We start from the raw sequence: 14,836 nt of genomic DNA on the forward strand, positions 1-14,836 counted from the left end.
CCGGCGTCCCTGTCAACCCCGCCTTGCTCAATCGAGCGAAGAAAAACCTAACGGGAACAATACCTTGCGCTACCTCCACCGCCGGCGACGTGTGTCCGTCGCGAGCAGCGGATGCGTACTTTACGGCGCACGAAGGGCGATGACAAGCCCCTGCGAGGAAAAAAGTGCCCAATCAACCGAAGCCGCTTATCCACACCCCCTCGGGCAACACCGCGAACGGACCGGCTGTGGATAACGAAACGCCCGCGAAAGCGGGCGTCGGTCGACAGTGGTGGCGATTTTCACTCGGCGGGTTTATCGGGACTCGCCGGCTCGGGACTTACCTGGTCGGGTGCCGGCTTGCCATTCATCTTGCGCATCGCGGCCATCACCGGCCCCGAGGCCACGTAGCAGGCGAATAGCGTCAGCAACATCACCGAAGGCTCGAGCGAGATCACCACGAAGCCCAACACGATCGCCAACAACGCCACGAAAGGCACCGGTCCCTTGAGGTCGATCTCCTTGAAGCTGTAATAGCGGATATTGCTGACCATCAGCACACCGGCGCAGACCACGACCAGGGTCATCAGCAATTTGAAGGCATAGGCCTCGATGTTGAAATTGTGAAACACCCATACGCAGCCGGCGACCAGCGCGGCGGCCGATGGACTGGGCAAACCGATGAACCACTTCTTGTCGGCGGAACCGACCTGCACATTGAAACGCGCCAGGCGCAACGCCGAACAGGCGACGTAGACGAAAGCCGCGATCCAGCCGAACTTGCCGACGTCCTGCAATATCCAGGTAAAGGCCACCACCGCGGGAGCCACGCCGAACGAGAGCATGTCGGCCAAGCTGTCATATTCGGCGCCGAAGGCGCTCTGGGTATTGGTCATCCTGGCGACACGGCCGTCGACCCCGTCGAGTACCATCGACACGAATACGGCAATGGCTGCCGCCGAGAAGTCGCCATTGATCGCCGCCACCACGGCGAAGAATCCCGAGAACAGCGCCGAGGTCGTGAAGATATTGGGCAGCAGGTAGATACCGCGCCGACGCACCTTCTTGCCGTTCTCGACCGTTTCCTCGACGACATCGGTCTCGCGCGCGAACTCGGCGAACTCGTTGCTGGAGGAGGCCGAAGTCTCGGGCTTGTCCTGCTGAGGGTCTTGGGTCATCGCTGTCGTTCCATGGCCATGATCAGTGTAATTTCATTCTACACACTACGCCGGTCAACGATAGGCGATGCCCCGCGGCTCACCAAACGACCCAGGGCGCGGAATCCGCGCCCTGGGTCCCTGGCTGTCACCGACCGAGGTCAGTTCTTGCTCTTGTCGACCAGCTGGTTGGCGGCGATCCACGGCATCATCGAACGCAGCTTCTCGCCGACCTGCTCGATCGGCAGCTCGGCGTTGAGCCGGCGGCGCGCATGCATCGACGGGTAGCTGGTGTTGCCTTCCTGGATGAACATCTTGGCGTATTCACCGCTCTGGATGCGTTTCAGGGCATTGCGCATCGCTTCACGCGACTGCTCGTTGATGATCTCCGGGCCGGTCACGTATTCACCGTACTCGGCATTGTTGGAGATCGAGTAGTTCATGTTGGCGATGCCGCCTTCGTACATCAGGTCGACGATCAGCTTGAGTTCGTGCAGACACTCGAAGTAGGCCATTTCCGGCGCGTAACCGGCTTCGGTCAGGGTCTCGAAACCGGCTTTCACCAACTCGACGGTGCCGCCGCAGAGCACGGCCTGCTCGCCGAACAGGTCGGTTTCGGTCTCGTCCTTGAAGGTGGTTTCGATGATCCCGCTACGCCCGCCGCCGATTGCCGCGGCATAGGACAGCGCCAGCTCCTTGGCGGCACCGGAGGCGTCCTGCTGGATGGCGATCAGGTCGGGGATGCCGCCGCCACGGGTGAACTCGGAACGCACCGTATGACCCGGGGCCTTGGGCGCGATCATGATCACGTCGAGGTCATTGCGCGGGATGATCTGGTTGTAGTGGATATTGAAGCCATGCGCGAAGGCCAGCGTGGCGCCCTGCTTGAGATTGGGCTCGATCTGCTGCTCGTAGATCGCCTTCTGGTTCTCGTCGGGGGCCAGCATCATGACCACATCGGCTTCGCGGCTGGCATCGGCGACGGAAGCCACCTTGAGCCCGGCCGACTCGGCCTTGGCGGCCGACGAGGATCCCTCGCGCAGCGCCACGGTCACGTCGACACCGGATTCCTTGAGGTTGTTGGCGTGAGCATGGCCCTGCGAGCCGTAGCCGACGATGGCGACCTTCTTGGCCTGAACCAGCGACAGATCGCAGTCCTTATCGTAATAAACGCGCATAGCGTACTCCGGAAGTCGTTGAATAGTGGTCGTGTCAGCGTCGATGGCCCGCCGTCTAACGCGGCGTGGTCAGGTGTCGAGAGTACGATACGGCAGACAACACGTTGCGTAAAACGCTATATTTGCAACATCACGATTCACGAAATGAAATGCCATATGGATTTACGCCCCCTGCGCCACTTTCTCGCCCTCGCCGAGACACTGCACTTCGGGCGCGCCAGCGACGCCTGCCATGTCAGCCCATCGACCCTCAGCCGCTCGCTGCAGCAGCTCGAGGCCAGCCTGGGCGTGCGGCTGGTGGAGCGCGACAACCGTACCGCCTACCTGACTCGCGAAGGTAGGCTATTTCAGCGATATGCGCGAGATGCTCTCGAACAGTGGGCGGCGATGCGCCAGACACTGATGGAGGAGGCCGGCGAGCTGGCCGGCGAGATCAGCATCTACTGCTCGGTGACGGCGAGCTACAGCTTTCTCTACGAACTGCTCAGCGAATTTCGCCTGCGCTATCCGCGCATCGAGCTCAAGCTGCATACCGGCGATCCCGCCGATGCCATCACCCGGCTGCTGGGGGGCGAAGAAGACATGGCGATCAGCGCCCGCCCCGAGACACTGCCGGCACAGCTGGCGTTCAAGCCGATCGCCACCTCGCCGCTGGTCTTCATCGCCCCCAGCGAGGCCGCTGACTGGCTACCGGCGGAGAGCCAGCCACCGCTGGCCGCGGCCTGGGCCGAGACACCGATGATCCTCTCCGAGTCGGGGCTGGCCCGCGAGCGCACCGATGCCTGGTTTCGCGAACTCGGCGTCAAGCCGCGCATCTATGCCCAGGTCGCCGGCAACGAGGCGATCGTCAGTATGGTCGGGCTGGGATTCGGGGTCGGCGTGGTGCCGCAAATCGTGCTCGACAACAGTCCGCTGGCCGATCGCGTGCGGATTCTCGAGGTCAGCCCCCAGCTTGCGCCTTACGACGTGGGGCTGTGCGTGCTCGACAAGAAGCTACGCAACCCGCTGATTCATGCGCTGTGGACCCAAGTCCCCGATACGACCCGACAGGCCGACATCGACGCCTGAGAGCAACGCCATCTGCCCGGCCTATATCCACCCATAAAAAAGCCGCTCCGAAGAGCGGCCTGGACGACGCGGCGGCTGGTCTCAGAGGCTCAGCACCTTGTCCCCCCGCGAGATCCCCGACACCCCGGTGCGCGCCACCTCGAGGATGCCGATCGGCGCCATCGCCTGCAGGAAGGCGTCCAGCTTGCCGGCATCGCCGGTGATCTGCACGGTATACACGCTAGGCGTGACGTCGACGACCTGCGCGCGGAAGATGTCCGCGGTGCGCTTGACCTCGTCGCGCGCCGCTCCCAGCGCCTTGACCTTGACCAGCATCAGCTCGCGCTCGATATGGTTGCCCTCGGTCAGGTCGACCAGCTTGACCACGTCGATCAGCTTGTTGAGATGCTTGGTGATCTGCTCGATCACCCGGTCGTCGCCCACCGTGGTCACGGTCAGCCGCGACAGGGTGGCATCATCGGTCGGCGCCACGTTCAGCGATTCGATGTTGAAGTTGCGCTGCGAGAACAGCCCCACCACGCGTGACAGGGCGCCGGGTTCGTTTTCCATCAGGATCGAGATGATATGGCGCATCAGGTCCGCTCCGTCTTCGAAAGCAGCATGTCACGCATGGAGCCCAGGGGCACATGCATCGGATAGACGTGCTCGCGCGGGTCGACGTAGATGTCGAGGAACACCAGCTCATCCTTGTCGGCGAAGGCCCGCTCGAGCGCCGGCTCGAGGTCCTCCTGACGCTCCACCTTGATCGCGGTGAACCCGTAGGCGCCGATCAGCTGCTGGAAGTCGGGCAGCGACTCCATGTAGGAGTGCGCGTGACGCGACTTGTAGTTCAGGTCCTGCCATTGACGCACCATGCCCAGCGACCCGTTGTTGAGATTGACGATCTTGACGCCTATCCCGTACTGCTTACAGGTCGACAGCTCCTGCATCATCATCTGGAAGCTGCCCTCGCCGGTGACGCACACCACGTCATCGTCCGGGTAGCTCTGCTTGACGCCCATCGCCGCCGGAAAGCCGAAGCCCATGGTGCCGAGTCCGCCCGAGGTGATGAAGCGGTTGGGCTTGTCGAACTTGTAGTACTGCGCGGCGAACATCTGGTGCTGGCCGACGTCGGTGGTCACGAAGGCCTCGCCGCGGGTCGCCCGGCAGATCGCCTCGATCACCGTCTGCGGCTTGAGCGGCTCGCCCGAGGCGGCCGGATCGAACAGCTTGCCGCGGCGCTCGTCACGCCAGCCGTCGATCTTCTGCCACCACTCCTCGAGCGCCTCGGGGTTGGCCGGCTCGCGGCCCTGCACCAGGCTGATCATCTCGTTGATCACGCTTCCCGCCGGGCCGACGATCGGCACGTCGGCACGCACCGTCTTGGAGATCGAGCTGGGGTCGATGTCGACATGCACGATCTTGGCGGTGGGACAGAACTTCGAGGTGTTGTTGGTCACCCGGTCGTCGAAGCGCGCGCCGATGGCGACGATCAGATCGGCGTGGTGCATCGCCATGTTCGATTCGAACGAGCCGTGCATGCCCAGCCAGCCGAGCGACTGACGATCGCTCTGCGGATAGGCGCCGATGCCCATCAGGGTGGTGGTGATCGGGTATCCCAGCCGCTGGACGAGATCGGTCAGCGCCTCGCTGGCGCGACCGGTGACCACCCCGCCGCCGGTATAGAACACCGGGCGACGCGCCTTGAGCATCATCTCCACGGCCTTTTTGATCTGGCCGGTATGGCCGCGCGTCACCGGGTTGTAGGAGCGCAGCTTGACCTTCTTGGGATAGACGTACTCGTAGCGCTCGGTGGGCGCGGTCATGTCCTTGGGAATGTCGATGACCACCGGCCCGGGACGCCCGGACGACGCCAGGTAATAGGCCTTCTTGAGCACCGAGGGAATTTCCGACGGGTGCTTGATCGTGAAGCTGTGTTTCACGATCGGCCGGGTCACGCCGACGATGTCGGTCTCCTGGAAGGCGTCCTCGCCGATCAGGTGGCTGGCGACCTGGCCGCACAGCACCACCATCGGGATCGAGTCCATGTAGGCGGTGGCGATACCCGTCACGGCATTGGTCGCCCCCGGGCCGGAGGTGACCAGCACCGTGCCCGGCTTGCCCGAGGCCCGCGCATAGCCATCGGCGGCATGGGTCGCGCCCTGTTCGTGACGCACGAGGATGTGTTTGACGGCATCCTGGCGGAACAACGCATCGTAGATATGCAGCGCCGCTCCCCCCGGATAGCCATAGATATATTCGACGCCCTCATCCTGCAGGAAGCGGGCGATCATATCGGCGCCGGAAAGCAATTCCACTGTGTTTCTCCCCTAGAGGTCTCGAGTGCGGTCTCGCGGCCCGCCATGGGTCGCGAAAGTCGAGTGCGGCGGTATGCCGCTGCCGGTCAAGCCGGCACCTGATGCCAAACCCTGGCGTTGTTCGGCCCGGATGGGGCCTGCACTCTTCATCGCGACGGATCGCCGCGTCGGGGGTTGGGCCAGGCCAGGCGGTTAGCCCGCGCCCGGTAATCCTTTCAAGGCGGGTAAAGGCCATGCGGCCTACCCTTCACGCAGCGGTCGGGGATCGCCCGTCGATGCCACGTCCATAAATCAGGAACAGACAAGATTCCAATAGCGTCACGGGGCTGTCAACCGTCAGCCGGCGAGATGGACCGACATGGGGGTGGAGAAATCGCCCGTCACGACTAAAGTTTAAACCCCGGCGAGTGGTCATGCCCGCCCTGGAAATGCTGTACTGAAACGAGCTGACTCGATTCAGCTCGACACCCCAAGGACTGCGACACCGACACGGAGCGCGTCATCATGTCAAAAATCCTCAAATGGTCGCTCTTCGTGGCCATGGCCGGCTTTCTGTTCGGCTTCGATACCGCCGTGATTTCCGGCGCGGACAAACCCATCCAGGCGCTCTGGGGCCTCAGCGACCTCCAGCATGGCCTGTTCATCATGTCGATGGCGCTGTGGGGCACGGTGCTCGGGGCGATCTTCGGCAACTGGCCGACCGACCGGCTGGGCCGCCGCCCCACCCTGCTGATCATCGGCGTGCTGTATCTGGTGTCGGCCGTCGGCTCGGCGCTGGCCACCGATCCGCTGTGGTTCTCGATCTTCCGGCTGATCGGCGGCTTCGGCGTGGGCATGTCGACCGTCGCCGCCCCCGCGTACATTTCCGAGATCGCCCCCGCCGAGCGGCGTGGCCGGCTGGTGGCGCTGTATCAGTTCAACGTGGTGTTCGGGATCTTCATGGCCTATGTCTCCAACGCCACGCTGGGCGCCCTGCTGGACGCCGACGCCTGGCGCTGGATGGTGGGCATCGAGGCGGTGCCCGCGCTGGTCTATACCCTGCTGGTCTTCCTGGTACCACGCAGCCCGCGCTGGCTGATCCTCAATCGCAACGATGACGCCGGCGCCGCCGAAGTGCTGCAGCAGATCGACCCCCAGGCCGACACCGACCGCCAGATCGCCGAGATTCGCGCCGCCGACGAGCGCGACCAGCAATCGCACAGCCGCTTCTTCTCCAGGCGCTATCGGCTGCCCATCCTGCTGGCCTTCCTGATGGCCTTCTTCAACCAGTTCACCGGCATCAACTTCGTGCTGTATTACGCACCGCGCATCCTCGAGGCCGCCGAGCTGGGCAGCAACGCGGCGCTGCTGTCGACCGCCGGCATCGGCCTGATCATGGTGCTGTTCACCATGCTGGGCATCGCCCTGATCGACAAGCTGGGCCGGCGCACGCTGATGTACGTCGGCTCGGCGGGCTACCTGGTCTCGCTGTCGATCATCTCGTACGCCTTCTTCACCGACGATCTGGGCGGCGCGCTGATCCCCCTGCAGCTGTGCCTGTTCGTGGCCGCCCACGGCATCAGCCAGGGTACCGTGATCTGGGTGTTCATCTCGGAGATCTTCCCCAACCGCGAACGCGCACGCGGCCAGTCGCTGGGCAGCTTCACCCACTGGTTCTTCGCCGCGGCGATCACCCTGGTGACGCCCTGGGTGCTGAACGCCTTCAACGGCGGTCCGGTATTCGCCTTCTTCGCGGTAATGATGGTCCTGCAGGTACTGTTCGTGGCCTTCCTGATGCCCGAGACCAAGGGTGTATCGCTGGAGGAGATCCAGAAGCGCCTGACCGGCAAGGCCTGACCCTGAGCACGGCCAGTGCGTGGCATCCACTGCAACAAAAAGCCCGCCGTGTTTGAGGCGGGCTTTCCGGCTTTTCCCTCCGCTGCGTTACAACGGCGATGTCGCTTACTTGGCAAAGACCAGGTGGCCGTCTTCGGCGCTGACCCGAATGGTGTCGCCGGGCACGAAACGGCCGGCCAGCAGCTCCTGGGCCAACGGGTTCTCGAGGCGGCTCTGGATCGCCCGCTTGAGCGGCCGCGCGCCGTAGACCGGATCGAAGCCGACCACCGCCAGCTGGGCCAGCGCGTCGTCGCTGACCGTCAGCGTCATGTCGCGCTCGGCGAGCCGCTCGCGCAACCGTTGCAGCTGGATGCCCGCGATCTTCTGGATCTGCTCCTGATCGAGCGGATGGAACACCACCACCTCATCGATGCGGTTGATCAGCTCGGGCCGGAACTGCTGACCGACGACCTCCATCACCGCCGCCTTCATGCGGGCATAGGCGTCCTCCCCCTCGCTGGCGAACTGCTGGATCAGATCCGACCCCATGTTCGAGGTCATCACGATCACCGTGTTGCGGAAATCCACGGTGCGACCCTGGCCATCGGTCAGCCGGCCATCCTCGAGCACCTGCAGGAGGATGTTGAAGACATCCGGATGAGCCTTCTCGACCTCGTCGAGCAGCAGCACCGAGTACGGCTTGCGGCGTACCGCCTCGGTCAGGTAGCCACCCTCCTCGTAGCCGACGTAGCCAGGCGGCGCGCCGATCAGCCGGGCCACGGAGTGCTTCTCCATGAACTCGGACATGTCGATGCGCACCATCGCTTCCTCGGTGTCGAACAGGAAGTTGGCCAGCGACTTGCACAGTTCGGTCTTGCCCACCCCGGTCGGGCCGAGGAACAGAAACGAGCCGTTGGGGCGGTGCGGATCGGCGAGCCCGGCGCGTGAACGCCGCACCGCATCAGCGACCGCCTTGACCGCTTCGTCCTGGCCGATGACCCGATCGTGCAGCGCCTCCTCCATGCGCAGCAGCTTGTCGCGCTCACCCTCGAGCATCTTGGCCACCGGAATGCCGGTCCAGCGCGAGACGACTTCGGCGATCTCCTCCTCGGTGACGTTGGAGCGCAGCAGCACGTGCTTGGATGTGTCGGCCGCATCGTCGTCCTCGCCGGATTCGGCGATCTTCTTCTCGATGGTCGGGATCACCCCGTACTGCAGTTCGGACATGCGTCCCAGATCGCCCTGGCGACGGGCCGCCTCGAGATCGATGCGGGCCTGCTCGAGTTCCGCCTTGAACTGCGCGGCGCCCTGGATGCTGGCCTTCTCGGACTTCCAAACCTCGTCGAGGTCGGCGTACTCGCGCTCGAGTTCGTCGATCTGCTCCTCGAGGTGCTCGAGACGCTTCTTCGAGGCCTCGTCGGTCTCCTTCTTGAGCGCCTCGCGCTCCATCTTGAGCTGGATCAGCCGGCGGTCGAGGCGATCCATCTCCTCGGGCTTGGAATCGAGTTCCATGCGAATCCTGGAGGCCGCCTCGTCGATCAGGTCGATCGCCTTGTCGGGCAGCTGACGATCGGTGATGTAACGGGTCGAGAGCTTGGCCGCGGCGATGATCGCGCCATCGGTGATGTCGACGCCGTGGTGCACCTCGTAGCGCTCCTTGAGGCCGCGCAGGATGGCCACGGTGTCCTCCTCGGAGGGCTCGTCGACCAGCACCTTCTGGAAGCGGCGCTCGAGCGCGGCGTCCTTCTCGATGTACTTGCGGTACTCGTCGAGGGTCGTGGCACCCACGCAGTGCAGCTCGCCGCGCGCCAGCGCGGGCTTGAGCATGTTGCCGGCGTCCATCGAGCCCTCGGCCTTGCCGGCGCCGACCATGGTGTGCAGTTCGTCGATGAACAGGATCACCCGGCCCTCTTCCTTGGCCAGTTCGTTGAGTACCGCCTTCAAGCGCTCCTCGAACTCGCCGCGGAACTTGGCGCCGGCGAGCAGCGCGCCCATGTCCAGCGACAGCACGAGCTTGTCCTTGAGGCCTTCCGGCACCTCGCCGTTGATGATGCGCTGGGCCAGGCCCTCGACGATCGCCGTCTTGCCCACGCCGGGCTCGCCGATCAGCACCGGGTTGTTCTTGGTACGCCGCTGGAGCACCTGGATCGTCCGGCGGATCTCGTCGTCACGGCCGATCACCGGGTCGAGCTTGCCCTCGGCGGCCCGTGCGGTGAGGTCCAAGGTATATTTCTCGAGTGCCTCGCGGCTCTCCTCGGCGCCGGCATCGTCGACCGCCTGGCCGCCGCGCAGGCTGTCGATGGCGGCGATCAGCGTCTTCTTCGACAGCCCGGCCTGGCTCAGCACCTTGCTGATCGCGTGGTTCATCTCCAGCGCGGCGAGCAGCACCAGCTCGCTGGCAATGTACTGATCGCCACGTGCCTGGGCCTCGCGGTCGGCCAGGTTGAACAGCCGCGCCAGGTCCTGGCTCATGGTCACGTTGCCGTCGAACTGGCCGACGCTGGGCAGGTTGTCGAGATACTGCGCCAGGCCTTCGCGCAGCGTGCCGAGCTCGCCGCCGGCCTTCTGCACCAGGCCCTTAATACCGCTGTCGCGGGCGTCGAGCAGCGCGCTCAGCACATGGCCGGGGTCGAGCTGGTTGTGGGCGCGCCCGACGGCCAGGGACTGGGCCTCGGCCAGGGCATTCTGCAACTTGCTGGTCATGCGGTCGATACGCATCGAAATCCTCCATCGGGGCGGCGGCGCGGTCGGACGCGCCGTGGGCCCATGTCGTCATGTTTGACACTATCAATGGAGGTATGTTGGGGCGCTTTCAAGTCACGGCCCGTCGAATCGGCGTAGCGCTTGATCAACGTCAAGCGGCTGCATACCTTGAAGGCAGCATCCCAACGAGGCCCGACGCGACGCCGACGGCCGCGCGGGGGCGACCCACACGCCGGATGGCACAACAACAAGGACGTCGCGATGAACATGGAACCCCGCGCCCTGCCCAGACCCGCCTGGCTGACGGCCCTGGTAGTCGCCTGGCTCACCCTGCTGTCACTGAGCGCTCACGCGGCGCCCAATCAGGCTTACGACGAGACACCGGCACCCCCCGACGAGCTCTGGGGCGAGCTGTTCTACCAGGTGCAGACCCGCGGGATCTACGAGGACAGCAAGACCTTCGTCGACCTGATTCCCGACACCTCGCCCGAGACGATCCTCGCCGATTATCGGCAACGCCGCGACGGCCGCGCCCTCGACGATGCCGCGCTCAAGGCCTTCGTCGAAGCGCATTTCAGCCATCCCGAGAGCGACTCCCACGCCCCGCTGCCCAGCGGCCAGCCGTTGATCGCGCACATCGACGCGCTGTGGCCGATCCTCACCCGCCAGCCCGAGGCCCGCGCGAGCCGCTGGTCGTCGCGACTGCCGTTGCCCAACGCCTATGTGGTGCCCGGCGGGCGTTTCAAGGAGATCTACTACTGGGATTCCTACTTCACCATGCTCGGGCTGGTCGAAAGCGGCCTGGAACAGCGCGTGCGCGACATGACCGACAACTTCGCCTACCTGATCGAGCGCTTCGGGCATATCCCCAACGGCAGCCGCACCTACTACCTGACCCGCTCGCAGCCACCGTTCTTCGCCAGCATGGTCGACCTGGTCGCCGGCATCGACGGTAACGACGCCTATCGCCGCTACCTGCCCGCGCTGCAGGCCGAGTACGATTTCTGGATGGCCGGCGGCGATGCGCTCGCGCCCGGCCAGGCGCACCGCCGCGTGGTGCGCCTCGACGACGGTACGCTGCTCAATCGCTACTGGGACGACGTCGCCAAGCCGCGTCAGGAATCTTTCAGCGAGGACCTGGCCACCGCCGAAGCGGCTTCGCGCCCCGACGATCAGGTCTGGCGCGACCTGCGCGCCGGTGCGGAAAGCGGCTGGGACTTCTCCTCGCGCTGGCTGGCCGACGGCGAGACGCTGGCGACCATCCGCACCACCTCGATCGTCCCGGTCGATCTCAACAGCCTGCTCTACCATCTCGAACAGACCCTGGCCACGGCCTATGCCCTCGACGGCCAGCCCCGGCAGGCGGCGGATTATCGCGAGCGCGCCGCCGAACGCAAAAGGGCGATACGCGAGGTGCTGTGGAGCGATGCCCACGGCGCCTTCGGCGACTATCTCTGGCGCGAGGACCGATTGACCGGCACGCTGAGCACCGCCACCGCCTACCCGCTGTTCTTCGCCGTCGCCGACGCCGAACAGGCCGCCGCCGTCGCCCAGACCCTGGAGAACAAGCTGCTCGAGCCCGGCGGGCTGGTCACCACGCTCAACGACACCGGCCAGCAGTGGGATTCGCCCAACGGCTGGGCGCCCCAGCAATGGCTGGCCATCGAAGGGCTACGCCACTACGGCAACACCCGGCTGGCGCGGATGGTAGCCGAGCGCTGGATCGCCACCAACGTCGAGCGTTATCGCCAGGAGGGCAAGCTGGTCGAGAAGTACAACGTGCTCCACGAGAAGCGCGCCGGCGGCGGCGAATATCCCGCCCAGGACGGCTTCGGCTGGACCAACGGCGTGCTGCGCAAGCTGCTGACGCTCTACCCCGGGGCGATGCCGGCGCCGAAGCACCAGCCGGTGGCCGACCACGCCGACTAGCACGAGGTCGATCTGAGGCGTCGCTCAGCGCAGCCAGATCATGCTGGCCATGCGCCCGGTGACGCCATCGTCGCGGCGGTGGGAATAGAAACGCCCCTCGCAGGCGGTGCAGAAGTGGCCGCCGCTGACATGCGCCACGCCGAGCCGCTCGAGGCGCAGCCGCGCCAGCTTGTAGAGGTCGGCCATGTAGTGCCCGAGCCGGTAGGGGCTGGGCTCGAAGGCGCTCTCGGCGGCGGGCTGCACGGCGACGAAGGCTTCGCGCACCTCGCTGCCCACTTCGAACTGGGCGTTGGAGATCGCCGGCCCCAGCCAGGCCATCAGCTCGTCCGGCGGACAGCCCAGCGCGGCGATGCTGGCTTCCAGAACGCCGCCGGCCAGACTGCGCCACCCCGCATGCGCCAGACCGACCCGGGTGCCACGCCAGTCGCAGAAGAACACCGGCAGGCAGTCGGCGGTGAGGATCACGCAGGCATGACGGTTGTCGAAGGCCACCGCCGCATCGGCCTGCGGCGGCGTCTCGGCGTACTCCGGCCGATACTCCTGCGCCACCGCGGCGCCATGGACCTGATCGAGCCACAGCAGCGGACGGGTGTCGCCGACCTGCGCGCTCAACGACACCCGGCAACGCGCCACCGTGGCCGGATCGTCGCCGACGTGCAGCGCCGGGTTGAAGGCCGCGAAGGGCCCCTGGCTGGGGCCGCTTTCACGGGTGGTGACCAGCGCGCCGACGGTGGTCGGCGCCGGCCAGTCGGGCAACAGCAGCGTGGGTTGATCGCTCATGTTCGCTCCTCGCTATCGGCGCGCAGGCCATCCAGCAACACCCACAGATCGTCGGGCAACTCGGCACTGAAGCTCACCGACTCGCCGCTCGCCGGATGAATGAAGGCCAGCTTGCGGGCATGCAGCGCCTGACGCGGAAAGCGGCGCAACTGCTCCTTGAGCGCCTCGCTGGCCCCGGCGGGCAGCTTGAGCCGCCCGCCGTACAGCGCGTCGCCGATCAGCGGATAGCGGCGGTGGGCCATGTGCACGCGGATCTGGTGGGTGCGTCCGGTTTCCAGCCGACAGCGCACATGGGTGTGGCCGCGAAAACGCTCCACCACCCGATAGTGGGTCACCGCCGGCTTGCCCGACTCGGTGACCGCCTGGCGCTTGCGGTCCTTGGGATGGCGGCCGATCGGCGCATCCACCGTGCCGCCGGCGGTCATCACCCCGGTCACCACCGCGGCATATTCACGCGAGACGCTGCGCGCCTGAAGCTGGCCGACCAGCGAGGTCTGCGCCGCCAGGGTCTTGGCGACCACCATCAACCCGGTGGTGTCCTTGTCGAGCCGGTGGACGATCCCCGCCCGGGGGATCGCGGCGAGCGCCGGGCAGTGGTGCAGCAGCGCGTTGAGCAGGGTGCCATCGGGATTGCCGGCGGCGGGATGCACCACCAGCCCGGCCGGCTTGTCGATCACCAGCACGTCGTCGTCCTCGTGGACGATGGCCAGCTCGATCGCCTGCGGCTGCCAGCGCACCTCGTCCTCGAGTATCGCCTCCAGCACCAGCCGCTCGCCGCCGTAGACCTTGTCCTTGGGCTTGGCGGTCGCTCCGTCGAGGGTCAGCGCACCGGACTTGATCCAGCCCTTGAGCCGCTCGCGGGAAAAGTCCGCGAACAGTTCGGCGGCGGCCTGGTCCAGGCGGATGCCGACCATGGAATCGGGGATGCGCTCGTCACGCTGCAGGATATCGGGCATAGCTCGCTGGGTGCCTGTGGGGATTCGACTGAGGGTGTTTTACCGGCGGGCTGTCCCCGCTGGTACGGTGTGCTTTATAGTGTGGGACTTTAACGAGTCACCGGATCCGGCCGATTCTAGCATGGCCGCTGAAGATTGCCCGACACGAGGAAGACGATGCGCGTTTCCCCCCTTGCCGCCCTGGCCCTTGTCGCTGCCCTGCTCGCCGGTTGTGCCAGCAACAACGAGGTGGACCCTGACCTTCAGGAACAGGAACTCTACCAGCAGGCCCAGTCATCGCTCGACCAGGGGCGCTACAGCACGGCCGTCGAACAGCTCGAGGCGCTGGACACCCGCTTCCCGTTCGGCGACTACGCCGAGCAGGCCCAGCTCGAGTTGATCTATGCCTATTACCGGATCGAGAACTGGGAGGCCGCGCGCGCCGCCGCCAGCCGCTTCATCCGCCTGCACCCCGATCATCCCCAGGTCGACTACGCCTACTATCTGCGTGGCCTGGCCGCCTACGAGGCTGGGCGCTTCAGCCTCGAGGGGCTCGAGCTGATCGACATCTCCAAGCGTGACCTGGGCGCCTCGCGGGATGCCTACGTCGACTTCGGCGAGCTGGTGCGGCGCTTCCCCGATAGCCCCTATGCCGCCGATGCCCGGCAGCGCATCATCTACCTGCGCAACGTGCTGGCGCGCCACGAGCTGCAGGTCGCCGACTTCTACCTGCGCAAGGGCGCCTACGTCGCCGCGGTCGAGCGCGGCCGCTGGGTGATCGAGCACTACCCGCAGGCGACCGCCACCCGCGACGCCCTGGCGACCATGGTCGAGGGCTATCTCGGGCTGAACATGCGCGATCGCGCCCGCGACGTGCTCAAGACACTGATCGAGAACGATCCGGACAACGAGCGCCTCGACGGCCGGACCTTCGAGCCGCGCCACGTCGACGCCGAGCCGCTGACGCTATAGCTATAACGGCTTCGGGCTTCGGG

11 protein-coding genes are annotated in these 14,836 nt (G+C 65.7%); 4 read left to right on the top strand and 7 right to left on the bottom strand.

Annotation, left to right across the window (positions count from 1 at the left end; all coding sequences use genetic code 11):
• Positions 1–281 precede the first annotated feature (281 nt).
• Together pssA and ilvC are read right to left on the bottom strand one after the other, a co-directional pair.
• Positions 282–1,157, bottom strand: a complete 876-nt coding sequence (gene pssA / locus HR9077_RS15710; protein WP_136067971.1) for a CDP-diacylglycerol--serine O-phosphatidyltransferase — start codon at positions 1,155–1,157, stop codon at positions 282–284.
• Positions 1,158–1,297: 140 nt separating this feature from the next.
• On the bottom strand, positions 1,298–2,314 hold the full coding sequence (gene ilvC / locus HR9077_RS15715; protein ID WP_136067973.1) for a ketol-acid reductoisomerase: 1,017 nt from the start codon (positions 2,312–2,314) through the stop codon (positions 1,298–1,300).
• 156 nt (positions 2,315–2,470) lie between these two features.
• On the opposite strand from ilvC, the gene ilvY reads away from it, so the two are divergent.
• Entirely contained in the window at positions 2,471–3,382 is a 912-nt protein-coding gene (gene ilvY, locus HR9077_RS15720; RefSeq protein WP_136067975.1) for an HTH-type transcriptional activator IlvY, read from the top strand.
• 81 nt (positions 3,383–3,463) lie between these two features.
• Here ilvY and ilvN read toward each other — a convergent pair whose 3' ends face one another.
• Positions 3,464–3,955 (bottom strand): acetolactate synthase small subunit, encoded by a 492-nt coding sequence (gene ilvN / locus HR9077_RS15725; RefSeq protein WP_031385249.1) that lies wholly within the window; start codon positions 3,953–3,955, stop codon positions 3,464–3,466.
• Positions 3,955–5,679 (bottom strand): acetolactate synthase 3 large subunit, encoded by a 1,725-nt coding sequence (locus HR9077_RS15730; protein WP_136067977.1) that lies wholly within the window; start codon positions 5,677–5,679, stop codon positions 3,955–3,957. Before HR9077_RS15730 ends, ilvN begins: the two co-directional genes overlap by 1 nt.
• A gap of 504 nt (positions 5,680–6,183) precedes the next feature.
• Between HR9077_RS15730 and HR9077_RS15735 the strand changes: the two genes are divergently transcribed.
• A complete protein-coding gene (locus tag HR9077_RS15735) occupies positions 6,184–7,515 on the top strand; it encodes a sugar porter family MFS transporter (RefSeq protein WP_136067979.1) in 1,332 nt (443 codons plus the stop codon).
• A 105-nt stretch (positions 7,516–7,620) separates the two neighbouring features.
• On the opposite strand, the gene clpB is transcribed toward HR9077_RS15735, so the two are convergent.
• Positions 7,621–10,212 (bottom strand): ATP-dependent chaperone ClpB, encoded by a 2,592-nt coding sequence (clpB, locus tag HR9077_RS15740; RefSeq protein WP_136067980.1) that lies wholly within the window; start codon positions 10,210–10,212, stop codon positions 7,621–7,623.
• A gap of 246 nt (positions 10,213–10,458) precedes the next feature.
• Here clpB and treF point away from each other — a divergent pair, with 246 nt between their 5' ends.
• Positions 10,459–12,126, top strand: a complete 1,668-nt coding sequence (gene treF / locus HR9077_RS15745; RefSeq protein ID WP_210725945.1) for an alpha,alpha-trehalase TreF — start codon at positions 10,459–10,461, stop codon at positions 12,124–12,126.
• Positions 12,127–12,150: 24 nt separating this feature from the next.
• Here the strand turns inward: treF and pgeF are convergent, their stop codons facing one another.
• A complete protein-coding gene (gene pgeF / locus HR9077_RS15750) occupies positions 12,151–12,906 on the bottom strand; it encodes a peptidoglycan editing factor PgeF (protein ID WP_136067982.1) in 756 nt (251 codons plus the stop codon).
• Positions 12,903–13,862, bottom strand: a complete 960-nt coding sequence (gene rluD / locus HR9077_RS15755) for a 23S rRNA pseudouridine(1911/1915/1917) synthase RluD (protein WP_136067983.1) — start codon at positions 13,860–13,862, stop codon at positions 12,903–12,905. Before rluD ends, pgeF begins: the two co-directional genes overlap by 4 nt.
• A gap of 156 nt (positions 13,863–14,018) precedes the next feature.
• On the opposite strand from rluD, the gene HR9077_RS15760 reads away from it, so the two are divergent.
• Positions 14,019–14,813, top strand: coding sequence for an outer membrane protein assembly factor BamD (locus tag HR9077_RS15760; protein WP_136067985.1), 795 nt, complete (start codon positions 14,019–14,021; stop codon positions 14,811–14,813).
• The last annotated feature ends 23 nt before the right edge of the window (positions 14,814–14,836 follow it).

It is taken from the genome of Modicisalibacter radicis, from assembly GCF_900961225.1.
Classification (GTDB): domain Bacteria; phylum Pseudomonadota; class Gammaproteobacteria; order Pseudomonadales; family Halomonadaceae; genus Modicisalibacter.

Bases quoted from the DNA above. Each gene is read 5' to 3' on its own strand.
- pssA (WP_136067971.1), bottom strand. From the start codon at position 1,157: ATGACCCAAGACCCTCAGCAGGACAAGCCCGAGACTTCGGCCTCCTCC.
- ilvC (WP_136067973.1), bottom strand. From the start codon at position 2,314: ATGCGCGTTTATTACGATAAGGACTGCGATCTGTCGCTGGTTCAGGCC.
- ilvY (WP_136067975.1), top strand. From the start codon at position 2,471: ATGGATTTACGCCCCCTGCGCCACTTTCTCGCCCTCGCCGAGACACTG.
- ilvN (WP_031385249.1), bottom strand. From the start codon at position 3,955: ATGCGCCATATCATCTCGATCCTGATGGAAAACGAACCCGGCGCCCTG.
- HR9077_RS15735 (WP_136067979.1), top strand. From the start codon at position 6,184: ATGTCAAAAATCCTCAAATGGTCGCTCTTCGTGGCCATGGCCGGCTTT.
- clpB (WP_136067980.1), bottom strand. From the start codon at position 10,212: ATGCGTATCGACCGCATGACCAGCAAGTTGCAGAATGCCCTGGCCGAG.
- treF (WP_210725945.1), top strand. From the start codon at position 10,459: ATGAACATGGAACCCCGCGCCCTGCCCAGACCCGCCTGGCTGACGGCC.
- pgeF (WP_136067982.1), bottom strand. From the start codon at position 12,906: ATGAGCGATCAACCCACGCTGCTGTTGCCCGACTGGCCGGCGCCGACC.
- rluD (WP_136067983.1), bottom strand. From the start codon at position 13,862: ATGCCCGATATCCTGCAGCGTGACGAGCGCATCCCCGATTCCATGGTC.
- HR9077_RS15760 (WP_136067985.1), top strand. From the start codon at position 14,019: ATGCGCGTTTCCCCCCTTGCCGCCCTGGCCCTTGTCGCTGCCCTGCTC.